Genomic DNA, 18516 nt, shown 5'->3' with positions numbered 1-18516 from the left:
GGTATAATGAAAAGAAAACGACAAGGAGAGAAATGCATGCGTTGTCCAAAATGTGGGGCTACCAAGTCGAGTGTTGTTGATAGTCGACAAGCCGAAGAAGGAAATACCATCCGTCGAAGACGTGAGTGCGATGAGTGTCAGCATCGTTTTACAACCTATGAACGAGTAGAAGAAAGAACGCTAGTTGTCGTAAAAAAAGACGGTACGCGAGAGCAGTTTTCGAGAGATAAAATCTTTAATGGGATTATCCGCTCAGCCCAGAAACGCCCTGTTTCAAGTGATGAAATCGGCATGGTGGTCAATCGTATCGAGCAAAAACTCCGTAGTCGCAGTGAGAATGAGATCCAAAGTGAATACATTGGTTCTTTAGTCATGGAAGAATTGGCAGAGCTGGATGAGATTACCTATGTTCGTTTTGCCAGTGTTTACCGTAGCTTTAAGGATGTGAGTGAGTTGGAGAGTCTGCTCCAGCAAATTACCCAGTCCTCTAAGAAGAAAAAGGAAAAATAGATGAAACCAAATGACCGTTTTTCTTTTCTAAAGAATAATCGGGTGTCGCAAGATACCTCTTCTCTGGTGCAGTGCTACCTCCCGATTATCGGTCAGGAGGCACTGAGCCTCTATCTATATGCCATTACCTTTTGGGATGGAGGGCAAAAGGAGCATCTCTTTTCCCATATCCTCAACCACTTAAACTTTGGCATGCCGACCTTACTCCAATCCCTTAAAGTCTTATCTGCTTTGGATTTGTTGACCCTTTATCAGAAGGGAGAAACCTATGAATTGCAGCTTCATTCTCCCCTACCTATTCAGGATTTTTTAAGTCATTCTGTCTATAGCAGACTGTTGGAGAAAAAGATAGGGGATACAGCTGTTTCTGCTATGAAGCAGGCTCCAAGTGAGGGAGAAGTACTCTCTGTTTCTTTGAGTCAAGTATTTCCAAATCTGACCGAAGAAGTGACTCCAAGCGAGTCTAAAAGCAAGATGAAAAATGATTTTGATTTGGAACATTTTCAGCGCCTGATGGCTCGAGATGGTTTGCGTTTTGAAAACGAGCAGGCGGATGTTTTGGAATTGTTTGCCATCGCAGATGAAAAAAAGTGGACCTGGTTTGAAACCTATCAATTAGCCAAGGCGACAGCGGTGGCTCAGGTTATTTCAGTCAAACGCATGCGTGAAAAGATAGCACAAAAACCAGCATCTTCTGACTTTAGCCTCAAAGAAATGGCCATTATCAGGGAAGCAAAGAGTAAAACTCCCCGAGATTTTTTGCAAGTCCTCAAACAAGAGCGCAAAGGGTACATCACCCAGAGTGAAAGGGAGCTCCTTCACCAGATAGAGTCTTTAGGCTTGTTGGACGAAGTCATCAATATCGTCTTACTTCTAACCTTTAACAAGGTTGATTCGGCAAATGTCAATGAAAAATATGCCATGAAGGTCGCAAATGACTATGCTTACCAAAAAATTCGAACAGCAGAAGAAGCTGTGCTTCGGATTCGAGAGCGTCAGCAAAAAGGCCAGGAAGACCAAAAATCAAAAACTAGCTCAACTAAGACAAATGTTCCTAAGTGGAGTAATCCAGAATACAAGAATCAAACCAGTGAGGAAACTCGTCTGGAACTAGAACGTAAAAAACAAGAAATGTTAGCCCGATTAGAAGAAGGAGGAGACTAGATGGAAAGTGTTGGTGATGTAATCAAACGTCAGACAAGTCGTTTTCAGTATCAGGACTTGGTCCAGCAGATCATGAAGGACCCCGATGTAGCGGCTTTTATCCAGAAAGAATCCCTCAGCCAAGAGGAGTTAAATCGTAGCATTTCCAAGTTCAACCAATATATCACAGAACGGGACAAGTTTCTTCGTGGGGATGCTGACTATATAGCGCGTGGCTACAAGCCTATCTTGGTCATGAATCACGGCTATGCAGATGTATCTTATGAAGAAACACCAGAACTAATCGCGGCTGAAAAAGAGGCGGCCATCAAGAATCGTCTCAAGTTGATTAATCTACCAGCAAGTCTTAAGAAAGCGAAATTGGCTCAGATTGACCTGGATGATCTAGGACGTTTGCCGATTTTTGAGAGACTCTATGCCTTTGTTGACCTTTATCCAAGTATCCGAAAAGGCCTCTATCTTTACGGAGATTTTGGTGTCGGTAAGAGTTTCATGATGGCGGCCCTAGCCCATGACCTATCTGAAAAACGTGGTGCTTCAACAACCATTCTCCACTATCCAAGTTTTGTCATTGATGTGAAAAATGCCATCGGTGAAGGATCTGTGAAGACTTTGGTGGATGAGATCAAGTTAGCAGAAGTCTTGGTCTTGGATGATATTGGTGCAGAACAGTCCACCCCTTGGGTGCGTGATGAGATTCTCCAAGTTATTCTCCAGTATCGTATGCAGGAAGATTTGCCGACCTTCTTTACTTCCAACTTTAATTTTCAAGATTTGGAAAAACATTTTGCCAAAGGAAAGAATGGAAATGATGAGACTTGGGAAGCTAGACGGGTCATGGAAAGGATTCGTTATTTGGCTGAGGAAACGAGACTAGAAGGAGAAAATCGTCGATGACAGAAACCATTAAACTGATGAAAGCCCATACTTCAGTTCGTCGCTTTAAGGAGCAAGAAATTCCTCAAGCGGACTTGGACGAGATTTTGACTGCTGGACAAATGGCGTCATCTTGGAAAAATTTCCAATCCTACTCTGTGATTCTTGTACGCAGCCAAGAGAAGAAAGATGCCTTATATGAACTGGTTCCTCAGGAAGCCATTCGCCAGTCAGCTGCTTTCCTGCTTTTTGTTGGTGATTTGAACCGAGCTGAAAAGGGAGCAAGCCTTCATACGGACACTTTCCAACCCCAAGGAGTGGAAGGTCTCCTCATCACATCTGTGGATGCTGCTCTTGCTGGGCAAAATACCTTGCTTGCGGCTGAGAGTCTGGGATATGGTGGTGTGATTATCGGTTTGGTTCGTTACAAGTCGGAAGAAGTGGCAGAGCTTTTTAACTTGCCTGACTATACCACCCCGTTTTTGGGATTGCCCTTGGCTTGCCAGATCAACAACACGATGTCAAACCAAGACTGCCTTTGAAGCAAGTGGTATTTGAAGAAGAATACCAAGAACAGCCAGTTGAAGCGATTTTGGACTATGACCAAGTACAGGCAGACTATGCTGGTGCGCGTGCGACGACCTCTTGGAGTCAGCGTTTGGCAGAGCAGTTTGGCCAAGCCGAACCTAGTTCAACTCGGAAGAATCTAGAACAGAAAAAGTTATTTTAGAAAGTGAGAAAACATGGCCTTACCAACTGTTGCCATTGTAGGGCGTCCCAATGTTGGGAAATCGACCCTCTTTAACCGAATCGCTGGTGAGCGAATCTCAATCGTAGAAGATGTCGAGGGTGTGACACGTGACCGTATCTATGCAACGGGTGAGTGGCTCAACCGTTCTTTCAGTATGATTGATACTGGAGGGATTGACGACGTCGATGCTCCCTTCATGGAGCAAATCAAACATCAGGCAGAAATTGCCATGGAAGAAGCAGATGTCATCGTCTTTGTCGTTTCTGGTAAAGAAGGGATTACAGATGCGGACGAGTACGTAGCTCGCAAACTCTATAAAACCCATAAGCCTGTTATCCTAGCAGTTAACAAGGTTGACAATCCTGAGATGCGAAATGATATCTTTGATTTCTATGCACTAGGCTTAGGTGAACCGTTGCCAATTTCATCTGTCCACGGTATTGGTACGGGTGATGTACTGGATGCCATCGTGGAAAATCTACCACATGAAGTTGAAGAAGAAAATCCAGATGTCATTAAATTTAGCTTGATTGGCCGTCCTAACGTTGGAAAATCCAGTTTGATCAACGCCATTTTGGGAGAAGATCGCGTGATTGCCAGTCCAGTAGCTGGAACAACGCGTGATGCCATTGATACCCATTTTACAGATGCAGATGGACAAGAATTTACCATGATTGATACAGCTGGTATGCGTAAGTCTGGTAAAGTCTATGAAAATACAGAAAAATACTCTGTCATGCGTGCCATGCGTGCTATTGACCGTTCCGATGTGGTCTTGATGGTTCTCAATGCCGAAGAAGGTATTCGTGAGTACGACAAGCGTATCGCAGGTTTCGCCCATGAAGCGGGTAAAGGAATGATCATTGTGGTCAACAAGTGGGATACTCTTGAGAAAGACAACCACACCATGAAGAACTGGGAAGAAGATATCCGTGAGCAGTTCCAATATCTACCTTATGCACCGATTGTCTTTGTTTCAGCTCTGACTAAGCAACGTCTCCACAAACTGCCAGAGATGATCAAGCAAATCAGCGAAAGTCAAAACACGCGTATCCCATCAGCTGTCTTGAACGATGTCATCATGGATGCCATTGCTATCAATCCAACACCGACAGATAAAGGAAAACGCCTGAAAATCTTCTACGCGACTCAAGTGGCAACCAAGCCACCAACCTTTGTCATCTTTGTCAACGAAGAAGAACTCATGCACTTCTCTTACCTGCGTTTCTTGGAAAATCAAATCCGCAAGGCCTTTGTCTTTGAAGGAACCCCGATTCATTTGATTGCAAGAAAACGCAAGTAACCTTTGCTTGTTTTTCTACAAAAACAAACTAAAAGAAGACTTCATAGTCTTCTTTTTTCTATCTAAGAGGGGAGAAAAGAACCTGCCAAATTGGAGGAGAATCTGTCATCAAAATTCAATCATTTTCCTGGTTTTTGTAACCTATTTGTAATGAAATTGCACTTTTTTTGTAAAAATCAAAATGCTATAATTCCTTAAATCAATTTTCCTTTATCAGGGAGGTTATTATGAAAAGAAGCAGATTATTTAAACATAGTTTGTTGGTTCGCTTGCTTGGACTGCTGATGGTCTTTCTCTTCTTGTCAGCATTCACAGCACCTGAAAAACCTGAGTACGGGATCTATGACCCAGATCACTATCTGACTGACGCGACAATTAGTCAGATTCGGGAATTGAATAATGTCAATAGTAAAAAAGCAGAAAAATTCCAAATGGGCGTTTACGTTGTGAAAAGCCTAAATGGAGAAACAATCGAAACAGTTGCCAATGAAACAGCTAGAGCTTGGAAGATTGGCTATTCGGGAGATAATCACGGTGTCTTGATCGTGGTAGCAGTTCAAGATAGAAAATCACGGATTGAAACCAGTAATAATGTTGCCAGTAAGATCACAGACTATCAGACTCACAGGTTCTTGACAACAGCACGCCCCTACTTTCAAAATGGTGACTATAACAAGGGTGTTCTCTCGATAGTAAACAATCTCAACTACATGTTTTATAGTGGATCGAGTACGACTGCTTCAAGTTCTAAAAGTAGTTACGACTATACCACCAACTCTAGTCGATTAAGAGAAATTGAAAAGTATACCGCTGAGAGTCGATCTTCAAAACGGAACCGAAAAAGCAGTTCGAGCGACGGAGTTATCGGATTTGGAGTTCTCATTTACTTCATTGTGATGATCATCGGATTTATATCTGGAGGTCGTGGTGGCGGTTCACATGGCGATGATTCTGGCGGTGGCTGGTGGGGTGGCGACTCATCAGATTCAGGTTCTTCTTGGTCTGACTCTGGCTCTGATTCATCTGGAGGCTGGGACGGCGGTGGTTTTGATGGCGGCGGTTCGTCTGATAGCTGGTAACTCATCACAGATAGATAGGAATAGGATGAGGCTACTCTAAAGTTGGCACAACTGACTCTTTAATCAAGAGTAAGATACTAAACCTTTGGGAAATTGATTTAAAATCTGAGTCCTATCTCAGAAAAGTTGATAAAAGAAAGTGTTAAGGTTTTGATATGAAACAAAATAAAGTAATTCTCTCAATAGTGGCGATTTTCTTTGGACTACTAGTTCTGGGAAGTTGTTCCGCAGTGACGACCTATAATGGTCTGGTTGGTGAACAGACTAAAGTGGAGCAGGCTCAGGCCGATGTCTCGACAGCCCTCCAACGTCGATCAGATTTGATTGGTAACTTGGTCGAGTCCGTTAAAGGACAGATGAATCATGAAACAGAAGTCTTTACCAAGATTGCGGATGCTAGAGCTAAAATCGGTAGTAGCTCAGTAACATCAGAAGAAAACCAAAAGGCTCAGGGAGAATTGAGCTCAGCTCTTTCTCGCTTGATTTCCTTGACGGAGAATTATCCAGAACTCAAGAGCAATCAAAATGTTGAGCAACTAATGGTCGAACTTTCAGGAAGTGAAAATCGTATCTTTGTAGCACGTAAGGATTATAACAAGGTCGCAGCCGAGTACAATCAAAAACTGAGAAGTTTTCCAACCGTGCTCTTTGCGAATATGATGAACTTTAAAGAAGCGGAAACCTTTAAAGAAACAGAAGAAGCCAAGACAGTTCCTAAGGTTGATTTTGGAACTTCTTCATCAAGCCAATAAAGTGAATCAGTTTATGAATAAAGTGATTTCTATAGCATGACTAGTAATTTCAAACTCAAACCTGGAAAGCCTTTTCCAGGTTTTTTTGGTATAATAAAATAAAATGAAATCTTGGAGAAAGCTATGCTAGAAAGACTTCTGCAACTATTAATTTTGTCACCTTACTTTTATTTTTTTCATTGGATTGAGAAGGCGGATAAAGATAGTAAATATTTCGTGTTTTTCTATTACTTTTACTGGATATATCTCCCTTTGTGGGCTTTGTTCAGTATCGCTTTTACAATTTTTTCTTTGTTAATTTTCAATTTTGTCTTGAAAAATCCCATGGATCTAACAATGTGGGGGATATGGATTCTTTTAGTCTTTTTGTCTCTTGTGAATGACTGGAAAGTCTATGTCTGCCTGAAGAGAATGTTCAAGCTGAGACAGATCAATAACAGAGGCTCATCACAGAATAGCTAATTTTTAGAGGAGGTTTAAGATGTCAAAGGTAAGGCAATTTATGTATAGCTATTACAAAATCTATATTCTTACGCTTTGCATCCTCTGGTTGCTCGTATTTTTTCTTCCTTGGAGTTGGCAAATAGGAGGAGTTTCGGTATATTATTTCGTTATGAAAAAACTCTTCGTGGTCTTTGGTGTTTTATCCATTCTATACTCCATACTGATTAAAAAAATCAGTCTCTTTATCTTTGGAGTGCTATTTTGCATGGCCTTCTGGATCAATCTCTTTTTGTACTTTGGCTTATTGCCAGCATTTTTGGGAAATTAAACATTAAAAATTGGTGGACTAGACGAGCTTCTAGTCCTTTTTACTTTCTTGACAAAATAGTTTGAGAAGTGAAAATGATTTTGTTGACGAGCTATCTATATGATATAATAAGTTCCGTAAACAGAAGATTAAGGAATTTAAAAATGGCGAAAAAAGTAAAGGATTATTATGACTTGGCTTATGCTAGGGATTTGAGTCGACGGTTGCAAGAAGCGTCCCCTGCCTTTGATGGACAAAAATTCAGCTTGTTGCTAGAAAAAGACTTGGAAGAGTTGGAGTTTAGCCAACGTCAAGAACTCTTGGCTAAAAGTATCAAAGAATGTCTCCCCCTATCTTATCAGGACTCTCTCAAGGTTTTTGAGAAAATTTTAGGTCCTGAGCTAGAGGGTGGTTTAGGCATGTTTTCAGAAGGGTATTGGCTTTGGCCAATCGGTAAATATGTAGAGCTATATGGAGACAAGGAATTTGAATTGAGCGCGGCTTTTAGTAAGGAACTCACCAAGCGGTTTACCGGAGAATTTTCCATGAGGCCCATACTGGCTCGCTATCCTAAGGCTACAATGGCCTTGCTGATAGAATGGAGTCAGGATGAAAATTTGCGCGTTCGTAGACTTGCTAGCGAGTGCATGCGTATCCGTCTACCTTGGGCTAAGAGACAAACCGTGGTATTGGATTATTTTGAGGATTTCACCACGATTCTGACCAATCTAAAGGATGATGGAGACAAGTCCATTCAAAAAAGCGTAGCCAATAATTTAAATGATTTATACAAGGAAGACCCTGATAAGTTTGAAAGGATTCTTCAAACTTGGCAAAAGGAAGATTTGAGTCCAAGTTGTGCCTGGGTCATCAAGCATGCCTCACGAACAAAAAACAAAAAAATAGCAACAGAAGATTGATGCAAAAAAAAGCTGAATTTTGACTGGTCTTTTCCGTTGTAAATTAAGGATTCTTTCTTGAAAAATAATAGTAAATATGCTAAAATGAAAAGAACATTCTAAAATATTCAGAATTAAAAGTAAGGAAAATCATGGCTAATATTTTAAAAACGATTATTGAAAATGATAAAGGAGAACTTCGCCGTCTAGAAAAGATGGCAGATAAGGTTCTTAATTATGAGAGCCAAATGGCTGCGATGTCAGACGAAGAGCTAAAAGCAAAAACTGACGAATTTAAAGAACGTTACAACAAGGGTGAATCACTTGATTCATTGCTATATGAGGCTTTTGCGGTAGTACGTGAAGCGGCAAAACGTGTCCTCGGGCTTTTCCCTTATAAGGTTCAGGTCATGGGTGGGATTGTTCTTCACCATGGTGACGTTCCAGAGATGCGTACGGGTGAAGGGAAGACCTTGACAGCGACCATGCCAGTGTACCTCAATGCCCTTGCAGGTAAAGGGGTTCACGTAGTTACAGTCAATGAATACCTAACAGAACGTGACGCGACTGAGATGGGTGAGCTCTACTCATGGCTCGGTTTGTCAGTAGGGATCAACTTGGCAGCTAAATCTCCAATGGAGAAAAAAGAGGCTTACCTTTGCGATATTACCTACTCAACCAACTCAGAGATTGGTTTCGACTACCTTCGTGACAACATGGTCGTTCGTGCAGAAAACATGGTACAACGTCCACTCAACTATGCCTTGGTCGATGAGGTTGACTCAATTTTGATCGACGAAGCTCGTACACCATTGATCGTTTCAGGTGCCAACGCAGTTGAAACAAGCCAACTCTACCATATGGCGGATCACTTCGTGAAATCCTTGGACAAGGACGACTATATCATTGACGTTCAGTCTAAGACAATCGGTTTGTCAGACTCTGGTATTGACAAGGCAGAAAGCTACTTCAAACTAGAAAATCTCTACGATATCGAAAACGTTGCTCTTACTCACTTTGTTGACAATGCCCTTCGTGCCAACTATATCATGATCCTTGATATCGACTATGTGGTTAGCGAAGAGCAGGAAATCTTGATTGTCGACCAATTTACAGGTCGTACCATGGAAGGTCGCCGTTACTCTGATGGCTTGCACCAAGCCATCGAAGCCAAAGAAGGTGTGTCAATCCAAGACGAGACCAAGACTTCAGCTTCTATTACCTACCAAAACCTCTTCCGTATGTATAAGAAATTGGCTGGGATGACAGGTACTGGTAAAACAGAAGAAGAAGAATTCCGCGAAATTTACAACATTCGTGTTATCCCAATCCCTACTAACCGTCCAATCCAACGTATTGACCACTCAGACCTTCTCTATGCAAGTATCGATGCTAAATTCAAGGCTGTTATTGAGGATGTGAAGGCGCGTTACCAAAAAGGTCAACCAGTCTTGGTTGGTACTGTTGCCGTTGAAACCAGTGATTATATTTCTAAGAAATTGGTAGCAGCAGGCGTTCCTCACGAAGTCTTGAATGCGAAAAACCACTATAGAGAAGCTCAAATTATCATGAACGCTGGTCAACGTGGTGCGGTTACTATTGCAACCAACATGGCCGGTCGTGGTACCGACATTAAGCTTGGTGAAGGGGTTCGCGAACTTGGTGGACTGTGTGTCATCGGTACAGAGCGCCACGAAAGTCGCCGTATTGATAATCAGCTTCGTGGGCGTTCAGGACGTCAAGGAGACCCAGGTGAGTCACAATTCTACTTGTCTCTTGAAGATGATTTGATGAAACGTTTTGGTTCAGAACGTTTGAAAGGTGTCTTTGAACGCCTCAATATGTCTGACGAAGCCATCGAATCTCGCATGTTAACGCGTCAAGTTGAAGCAGCTCAAAAACGTGTCGAAGGAAATAACTACGACACTCGTAAACAAGTCCTTCAATACGATGACGTTATGCGAGAACAACGTGAGATTATCTATGCGCAACGTTATGATGTCATTACTGCAGATCGTGACTTGGCACCTGAAATCCATGCTATGATCCGTCGTACCATTGGCCGTATCGTGGATGCACATGCTCGTTCTAAACAAGATGAAAAACTCGAAGCAATCTTGAACTTTGCGAAGTACAACTTGCTTCCAGAAGATTCCATTTCACTTTCAGACCTAGAAGGTTTGTCAGACCAAGCTATCAAAGATGAACTATACCAACGTGCTTTGAAAGTTTACGATAGTCAAGTTGCGAAATTGCGTGATGAAGAATCAGTTAAGGAATTCCAAAAAGTCTTGATTCTACGTGTTGTAGACAACAAGTGGACTGACCATATCGATGCCCTTGATCAGTTGCGAAATGCTGTTGGCCTTCGTGGTTATGCACAAAACAACCCTGTTGTAGAATATCAAGCAGAAGGTTTCCGCATGTTTAACGACATGATTGGTTCAATCGAATTCGATGTGACCCGCTTGATGATGAAAGCACAAATCCATGAACAAGAACGTCCGCAAGTTGAACACAATATCAGTACAACTGCGACTCGTAATATCGCAGCGCAGCAGGCAAATCTTCCAGAAGATTTGGACTTGAGCCAAATCGGACGAAACGACCAATGTCCATGTGGATCTGGTAAGAAATTCAAGAACTGTCATGGTAAGAGACAATAATATGAGATAAGATACAGGCGGATACCTGGTGAAAATCATTTTTTACTTGGTGTCCGTTTGCTTTATAAGGAGATGAATCATGGTATTTAAAGCTAAAAGTCCTAAAATTAATATTGAAGAAGTTCGTGCCTTGTCAAAACTAGATGATTTGGCTTATGAGAAAAAATACCAACGTGATCAAGAACTAGAAGCCATCATCCGTGGAGAAGACCAGCGTATTCTTTTGGTGATTGGACCATGTTCATCTGATAATGAGGAGGCAGTCCTCGAGTATGCCAAGCGCTTATCTGCCTTGCAAGAAGAAGTCAAAGATCGTATCTTTATGGTCATGCGAGTCTATACAGCCAAACCTCGTACCAATGGAGATGGCTATAAGGGCTTGATTCACCAGCCAAACGCGACAGAAGCCCCTAGTTTGATCAATGGAATCAAGGCTGTTCGCCAACTGCACTATCGTGTGATTACCGAGACGGGTATGACAACTGCTGATGAGATGCTCTACCCAGAAAACCTTCCTTTGGTGGATGATTTGATTTCTTATATGGCTGTTGGGGCTCGTTCAGTTGAGGATCAACAGCACCGTTTTGTAGCGAGCGGAGCAGATTTCTCAACAGGGTTTAAAAATCCAACATCTGGAAATCTCAATGTTATGTTTAACGGGATTTATGCAGCGCAAAATAAACAGAGTTTCCTCTTTCTCAGTAAAGAGGTGGAAACAACCGGGAATCCATTGTCTCATGCCATTCTTCGCGGTGCCTTGAATGAATACGGGAAAAATATTCCCAACTACTACTATGACAATTTGATGGATACCATTGCCCAGTATGAAAAGATGGGCTTGGAAAATCCCTTTATCATCATTGATACCAATCATGATAATTCAGGCAAGCAGTACATGGATCAAATCCGTATCGTTCGCCAGACCTTGATCAACCGTGACTGGAATGAGAAGATCAAAAAATACGTTCGTGGTTTTATGATTGAGTCCTATCTGGAAGATGGACGTCAAAATGAGCCAGAAGTTTTTGGCAAGTCTATCACGGACCCTTGTCTAGGCTGGGACAATACGGAAGCACTTGTTCGCGAAATCTACCAAACGCTAGGAGAATAAGATGGCATTTATCGAAAAAGGTCAAGAAATAGATATTGAAGCAATCAAGGCTGCAACTCAGCTGTCACCTGAAGTCTTGCGTTATAAGGAAGCACGAGATCGAGAGTTGGCAGCCATCATCTCGGGTGAGGATGACCGAATTCTTTTGGTGATGGGACCTTGCTCTTCTGACAATGAAGAGGCTGTTTTGGAATATGCCCGCCGTTTAGCTGACTTGCAGAAAAAAGTTGCGGATAAAATCTTTATCGTCATGCGAGTCTATACAGCTAAACCTCGTACCAATGGAGATGGCTATAAGGGTTTGATTCATCAGCCAAATGCTAGCGAGGCTCCTAGTCTCATCAATGGTTTGCAAGCTGTTCGTCAGCTGCACTACCGTGTGATTACCGAAACGGGCTTGACGACAGCTGATGAGATGCTTTATCCGTCAAATCTCATTTTGGTCGATGATCTGGTCAGCTACCATGCTGTAGGAGCTCGTTCAGTAGAAGACCAGGAACATCGCTTTGTAGCCTCTGGGATTGATGCTCCAGTTGGGATGAAAAATCCGACATCAGGCAACCTCGGGGTTATGTTTAATGCTATCTATGCAGCTCAAAACAAGCAGACCTTCCTTTACCATGGTCAAGAAGTGGAGACTTCAGGAAATCCCTTGGCCCACGTGATCCTTCGTGGCGCCATGAATGAATATGGCAAAAATGAACCCAACTTCTACTATGAGACCCTCTTAAACGCTATCAACCGTTATGAGACTATGGGACTTGAAAATCCCTTTATCATCATCGATACCAATCATGACAATTCTGGCAAGCAGTATATGGAACAAATCCGCATTGTTCGCCAAGCCTTGCTGAATCGTGATTGGAATGAAAAGATTAAAAAGACGGTTCGAGGCTTTATGATTGAATCTTACCTAGCAGATGGTCGCCAAAACCAACCAGAGGTCTTTGGTTGCTCTATTACTGACCCTTGTCTAGGTTGGGAAAATACAGTGGCCTTGGTAGACGAAATTTATACTACCTTAACAAAATAAGTGAAAGGGATGGAGTTGGGGGAATCTCAACTCCTTTTGATGAAAATGATAGTTGGACATGGAATTGACATCGAAGAATTGGCTTCGATAGAACGCGCAGTTACACGGCATACAGGATTTGCCGAGCGGGTGCTAACCACTAAGGAAATGGAGCGATTTACCAGTCTCAAAGGCCGCAGACAAATTGAATATTTGGCAGGTCGTTGGTCGGCTAAGGAAGCCTTTGCTAAGGCTCTGGGAACGGGTATTGGCAAACTGACCTTTCAGGATTTGGAAGTCTTGAACAACGAAAAAGGGGCTCCCTATTTTAGTCAGGCACCATTTTCAGGAAAGATTTGGCTATCGATCAGCCACACAGAGCAGTTTGTGACAGCCAGTGTCATTTTGGAGGAAAATCATGAAAGCTAGTCCACATAGACCGACCAAGGCTCTGATTCGTCTGGGAGCCATTCGAAAAAATATCCAACAGATGGGGGCTCATATCCCTGAAGGAACGCTCAAGTGGGCAGTGGTCAAGGCCAATGCCTATGGACATGGTGCTGTAGCTATTGCGACAGCTATCCAAGACGATGTCGACGGCTTTTGCGTTTCCAATATTGATGAAGCTATTGAACTTCGTCAGGCTGGAGTTAGCAAGAAAATCCTTATCTTAGGAGTTTCTGAAATAGAAGCTATTGGTCTAGCTAAAGAATACGACATCACTTTGACGGTGGCTGGACTGGAGTGGATTCAAGCACTCTTAGCTACTGGTGCTAACCTAGCTGGCTTATCGGCTCACCTCAAGATTGACTCAGGAATGGGACGAATTGGTTTTCGAGAAGCTAGTGAAGCTGAAGAGGCTCAAGACTTGCTCAAGCAAGAGGGTGCTCGTGTTGAGGGGATCTTTACCCATTTTGCGACGGCAGATGAAGCATCAGATACCTACTTTAATACCCAGTTGGAACGATTTAAGACTATTCTGTCAAGCATGAAGGAAGTGCCAGAGCTGATCCATGCCAGCAATTCTGCCACGACTCTTTGGCATGCAGAGACTATTTTCAATGCAGTGCGTATGGGAGACGCCATGTATGGCCTGAATCCCAGCGGAGAGGTTTTGGACCTGCCTTACGACCTGACACCAGCCTTGACCTTGCAATCTGCCCTTGTTCATGTCAAAACAGTTCCATCTGGAGCTTGCATGGGCTATGGAGCAACTTATCAGGCGGATAGTGAGCAAGTCATTGCGACGGTACCAATCGGCTATGCGGATGGCTGGACACGAGATATGCAGAATTTCTCCGTCTTGGTAGATGGACAAGCTTGTCCAATTGTTGGGCGGGTTTCGATGGACCAAATCACCATTCGATTGCCTAAGGTTTACCCGCTAGGGACCAAGGTAACCTTGATTGGCTCCGACGGAGATAAGGAAATCACAGCAACTCAGGTAGCGGCCTACCGTGGAACCATTAACTATGAGGTGGTTTGTCTTCTCAGCGATCGCATTCCACGAGAATATTATTAAAACAAAGAAAGGAGGGGGAGCATGAATCTACATCAACCCTTGCATGTCTTGCCTGGTGTGGGACCAAAGTCGGCAGAGAAATATGCCAAACTAGGAATTGAAAACTTGCAAGACCTCTTGCTCTACTTTCCTTTCCGTTATGAAGATTTCAAGACCAAGCAAGTATTGGAACTAGAAGACGGGGAGAAGGCAGTCCTATCTGGTCAAGTCGTGACTCCTGCCAGTGTCCAGTATTATGGTTTTAAGCGTAATCGTCTACGCTTTAGTCTCAAGCAGGGAGAAGTCGTTTTTGCGGTGAACTTCTTTAACCAGCCTTATCTAGCAGATAAGATAGAATTGGGAGCAACGCTTGCCGTTTTTGGCAAATGGGATCGTGCTAAGGCCAGTCTGACTGGGATGAAGGTTCTTGCTCAGGTTGAAGATGACCTCCAGCCTGTCTATCGTCTGGCTCAAGGAATCAGTCAGGCCAGTCTAGTTAAGGTCATCAAAACGGCTTTTGATCAGGGGTTGGACTTCTTGATAGAGGAAAATCTTCCCCAGTCTTTACTTGATAAATACAAACTCATGTCCCGTTGTCAGGCAGTTCGTGCTATGCATTTTCCTAAGGATTTGGCAGAATACAAGCAGGCCCTTCGTCGCATCAAGTTTGAGGAACTTTTTTACTTTCAAATGCAGTTACAGACGCTCAAGTCTGAAAATAGAGTTCAGGGAAGCGGTCTGGTTCTGAATTGGTCTCAGGAAAAGGTGACAGCTGCTAAAGAAAATCTGCCTTTTGCTCTAACCCCAGCTCAGGAAAAGAGTTTGCAGGAAATTTTGGCCGACATGAAGTCCGACCACCACATGAATCGACTCTTACAAGGAGATGTAGGGAGCGGAAAGACGGTGGTTGCTGGCCTGGCCATGTTTGCGGCGGTGACGGCTGGCTACCAGGCGGCCCTCATGGTGCCAACAGAAATCCTTGCGGAGCAACACTTTGAAAGTCTACAGAGTCTCTTTCCAGACTTGAAACTCGCTCTCTTGACAGGCTCCTTGAAAGCTGCAGAAAAAAGAGAGGCCTTGGAGACCATTGCTAAGGGTAAGGCTGATTTGGTCATCGGGACACATGCACTGATTCAAGAGGGAGTGGATTATGCTCGGCTAGGCTTGATTATCATTGATGAACAGCATCGCTTTGGTGTGGGGCAAAGGCGGATTTTACGTGAAAAAGGGGACAATCCAGACGTCCTCATGATGACGGCGACTCCCATTCCACGGACGCTTGCCATCACAGCCTTTGGCGATATGGATGTTTCCATTATTGACCAGATGCCAGCGGGTCGGAAACCTATTGTGACACGTTGGATCAAACATGAGCAGCTACCTCAGGTACTGACTTGGTTAGAGAGAGAAATTCAAAAAGGTTCCCAAGCTTACGTCATCTCTCCCTTGATTGAAGAATCTGAAGCTTTGGATCTGAAAAATGCCATTGCCTTATCTGAGGAGTTGACGGCTCATTTTGCAGGGAAGGCCGAAGTGGCTCTTTTACATGGTAAGATGAAGAGTGATGAAAAAGACCAAATCATGCAGGATTTCAAAGAGCGAAAAACAGATATTCTAGTATCTACAACTGTTATCGAGGTTGGGGTCAATGTTCCCAATGCGACCGTCATGATTATCATGGATGCCGATCGCTTTGGTCTCAGCCAACTTCACCAGCTCAGAGGTCGTGTGGGTCGGGGGGATAAGCAGTCCTATGCGGTTCTCGTTGCCAATCCCAAGACCGAGTCAGGGAAAGACCGCATGCGCATCATGACAGAAACCACCAATGGATTTGTCCTTGCTGAGGAAGATTTGAAAATGCGCGGATCAGGTGAGATTTTTGGAACCAGACAGTCAGGACTTCCAGAGTTTCAAGTGGCGGATATTATCGAAGATTTTCCGATTTTAGAAGAAGCCAGAAAGGTTGCCAGCTACATTAGTTCGATAAAAGATTGGAAAGAGGATCCAGAATGGCGCATGATTGCTCTTCATCTAGAAAAGAGAGAACATCTGGATTAAGCCTTTTCTAAGAAATCTATAAGCTAGCTTTTAGGTTTGGGTCTTATACTAGAGTCATCAAAAAGAAACGAGGACTCTTATATGACGATTAAAGTGACCTACCAAAAGAAATTCCAAACCGTCAAACAAGAGAAAGGAGCTAGTACCTATTGATACACAGAGAGCGGAAACGCTCTTTTTATTTTTATAATATGGTCGGCTATAAATCAAACTTAGTCGAGTGATAAAAAGATATTAGTCTCCAAGCCTATTTACTCTTTGACTGAAGCTTGATATAATGACCCCATCTGAGTAAAGAGGAGTGAAAAGAATGTTAGAAACAAGAACGATTGCTATCCAAGATAGGTATGGAGAACGATTTCAGCATTGTTGGGGATGTGGTCCCAAGAATGATTTAGGCTTACATTTAAAAACCTATCCAAGTATAGATGGAAAGAGTTGTATTAGTCGGATAAAGCTTGAAAATGCTTATACTGGTGGAGTTCCATCAAATGTCTTTGGAGGAATGATAGCGACTATTTTTGATTGCCATGGCACGGCCTCAGCAGCTTGGTTTGCCCATCATCAAAAAGGGTTGGAACTGACTGAATCAACTGTGATAGGACGTTTTATTACTGCTCGCTTGGAGATTGATTACCTTAGTCCTAGTCCAATTGAAGATGAAATTGTGGTCACTTCTACATTGGAGGAATTAGGGGAAAGAAAAGCAATTATTGCTATGGAGATGACAGTGGCTACTAAAGTCCGTGCCAAAGCCAAAATGGTAGCAGTTGCTGTGAAGGATCATATGTAAAACGGAAGATTAGAAGTTTAAGATTTTTAAAACTACTTTCAGACGATCAGTTTGAGGGAGGAGAATCTAAAATCACTTTCTGTTTACCATTCTTTCTTGCATTGCTTTTCTAGATATGCTACAGTTATGATAGCGATTACAAATTAAAAGGAGCATGCTATGAAAAATCCAGCTTTGCTAGAAGAAATAAAGACTTATAAAGGAAGGGATGAGGTTCCAGAAGACTTTGATGCTTTTTGGGATGAAGAGGTCAAAAAAGTTTCAGTCCTTCCTGCCTACCAGTTGGAGGAAAGAGATTTCCATATTCCTCAAGTCAAGTGTTATGAACTGACCTTTGAAGGAACTAATGAAGGCAAGGTCTATGCACGAATCGTCCTTCCAAAGACTGAGGAGAAGGTTCCGCTAATCTTCCATTTCCATGGGTACATGGGCCGTGGTTGGGATTGGGCTGACATGCTAGCCTATACTGTGGCTGGTTACGGTGTTGTTTCTATGGATGTCCGAGGCCAGTCAGGTTATTCGCAAGATGGCTTGCGCTCTCCTTTGGGAAATACCGTTAAGGGACATATCATCCGTGGTGCTGTTGAAGGTCGAGACCAGCTCTTTTATAAGGATGTCTATCTGGATATTTACCAGTTGATCGAAATTGTTGCTAGTCTGCCACAGGTAGATGAGGAAAGACTTTCTAGCTATGGTGCCTCACAAGGCGGTGCTTTAGCCCTGGTTGCAGCAGCGCTCAATCCTCGGATTCAGCGAACAGTTGCCATCTATCCTTTCTTGTCAGACTTTAGACGAGTGCTTGAGATTGGCAATACCAGTGAAGCCTATGATGAACTCTTCCGTTATTTTAAGTTCCACGATCCCTTCCATGAAACAGAGGAGGAAATCATGGTAACCCTTGCCTATATCGATGTGAAAAATCTTGCCCATCGTATTAAAGGTGAGGTCAAGATGATTACGGGCTTGGATGACGATGTTTGCTATCCCATTACCCAGTTTGCGATATACAACCGTTTAACTTGCGACAAATCCTATCGTATCATGCCCGAGTATGCTCACGAAGCCATGAATGTTTTTGTCAATGACCAAGTTTATAACTGGCTCTGTGGCAGCGAGATTCCTTTTAAGTACGTAAGATAATGAATGAGAGAGCCCCCAGAGCTCTCTTTTTATGTCCAAAACCTGAAAGTACTTTTAGAAAATTCAAAATATTAAAATATTCTTAAAAGTAAAATCTATTCTGTGGGAACACAGATATAAATATAAGACTTTGTTGTATAATAAAGGAAA

The 18516-nt window shown here is 42.9% G+C and carries 17 protein-coding genes and 1 pseudogene; all 18 read left to right on the top strand.

Features of this window, described 5'->3' with window-relative positions:
• The first annotated feature begins 36 nt into the window (after nt 1-36).
• Nucleotides 37-510, top strand: coding sequence for a transcriptional regulator NrdR (nrdR, locus tag ACVC7S_RS06175; protein WP_001203676.1), 474 nt, complete (start codon nt 37-39; stop codon nt 508-510).
• On the top strand, nt 511-1674 hold the full coding sequence (locus tag ACVC7S_RS06170) for a DnaD domain protein (protein ID WP_447266549.1): 1164 nt from the start codon (nt 511-513) through the stop codon (nt 1672-1674). It begins immediately after the preceding gene.
• Complete coding sequence (dnaI, locus tag ACVC7S_RS06165) at nt 1675-2571, top strand: primosomal protein DnaI (protein WP_000446492.1); 897 nt, start codon at nt 1675-1677, stop codon at nt 2569-2571.
• Nucleotides 2568-3280: pseudogene (locus ACVC7S_RS06160) on the top strand (NADPH-dependent oxidoreductase). The gene dnaI and the pseudogene ACVC7S_RS06160 overlap by 4 nt, the downstream one beginning before the upstream one ends.
• A gap of 13 nt (nt 3281-3293) precedes the next feature.
• A complete protein-coding gene (gene der / locus ACVC7S_RS06155) occupies nt 3294-4604 on the top strand; it encodes a ribosome biogenesis GTPase Der (RefSeq protein ID WP_084971241.1) in 1311 nt (436 codons plus the stop codon).
• 227 nt (nt 4605-4831) lie between these two features.
• A complete protein-coding gene (locus tag ACVC7S_RS06150) occupies nt 4832-5683 on the top strand; it encodes a TPM domain-containing protein (RefSeq protein ID WP_447266548.1) in 852 nt (283 codons plus the stop codon).
• A gap of 155 nt (nt 5684-5838) precedes the next feature.
• A complete protein-coding gene (locus ACVC7S_RS06145; RefSeq protein WP_000812473.1) occupies nt 5839-6435 on the top strand; it encodes a LemA family protein in 597 nt (198 codons plus the stop codon).
• A 123-nt stretch (nt 6436-6558) separates the two neighbouring features.
• Nucleotides 6559-6897 carry a hypothetical protein gene (locus ACVC7S_RS06140; protein ID WP_049537130.1) on the top strand — a complete coding sequence of 113 codons (339 nt, stop codon included), beginning with the start codon at nt 6559-6561 and terminating at the stop codon, nt 6895-6897.
• 19 nt (nt 6898-6916) lie between these two features.
• Nucleotides 6917-7207: a hypothetical protein gene (locus ACVC7S_RS06135; RefSeq protein ID WP_447266547.1), complete on the top strand. Its 291-nt coding sequence runs from the start codon at nt 6917-6919 to the stop codon at nt 7205-7207.
• Between the two features lie 143 nt (nt 7208-7350).
• Nucleotides 7351-8106 (top strand): DNA alkylation repair protein, encoded by a 756-nt coding sequence (locus ACVC7S_RS06130; RefSeq protein ID WP_447266546.1) that lies wholly within the window; start codon nt 7351-7353, stop codon nt 8104-8106.
• 131 nt (nt 8107-8237) lie between these two features.
• A complete protein-coding gene (secA, locus tag ACVC7S_RS06125) occupies nt 8238-10751 on the top strand; it encodes a preprotein translocase subunit SecA (protein ID WP_447266545.1) in 2514 nt (837 codons plus the stop codon).
• 79 nt (nt 10752-10830) lie between these two features.
• Nucleotides 10831-11862: a 3-deoxy-7-phosphoheptulonate synthase gene (locus ACVC7S_RS06120; protein ID WP_447266544.1), complete on the top strand. Its 1032-nt coding sequence runs from the start codon at nt 10831-10833 to the stop codon at nt 11860-11862.
• A 1-nt stretch (nt 11863) separates the two neighbouring features.
• Entirely contained in the window at nt 11864-12895 is a 1032-nt protein-coding gene (locus tag ACVC7S_RS06115) for a 3-deoxy-7-phosphoheptulonate synthase (RefSeq protein ID WP_000864036.1), read from the top strand.
• A 45-nt stretch (nt 12896-12940) separates the two neighbouring features.
• Nucleotides 12941-13303, top strand: a complete 363-nt coding sequence (acpS, locus tag ACVC7S_RS06110; protein WP_447266590.1) for a holo-ACP synthase — start codon at nt 12941-12943, stop codon at nt 13301-13303.
• Entirely contained in the window at nt 13293-14396 is a 1104-nt protein-coding gene (alr, locus tag ACVC7S_RS06105; RefSeq protein ID WP_447266543.1) for an alanine racemase, read from the top strand. Before acpS ends, alr begins: the two co-directional genes overlap by 11 nt.
• 21 nt (nt 14397-14417) lie before the next feature.
• Complete coding sequence (gene recG / locus ACVC7S_RS06100; RefSeq protein WP_447266542.1) at nt 14418-16433, top strand: ATP-dependent DNA helicase RecG; 2016 nt, start codon at nt 14418-14420, stop codon at nt 16431-16433.
• Nucleotides 16434-16743: 310 nt separating this feature from the next.
• Nucleotides 16744-17226, top strand: coding sequence for an acyl-CoA thioesterase (locus tag ACVC7S_RS06095; RefSeq protein WP_000894824.1), 483 nt, complete (start codon nt 16744-16746; stop codon nt 17224-17226).
• A gap of 159 nt (nt 17227-17385) precedes the next feature.
• The gene (locus ACVC7S_RS06090; RefSeq protein ID WP_447266541.1) at nt 17386-18366 is read left to right on the top strand and encodes an acetylxylan esterase; all 981 of its coding nucleotides are present in this window, start codon (nt 17386-17388) and stop codon (nt 18364-18366) included.
• Nucleotides 18367-18516: the final 150 nt, after the last annotated feature.

It is taken from the genome of Streptococcus sp. Z556 (assembly GCF_053010225.1).
This window is presented reverse-complemented; position numbering and strand designations above follow the sequence as displayed.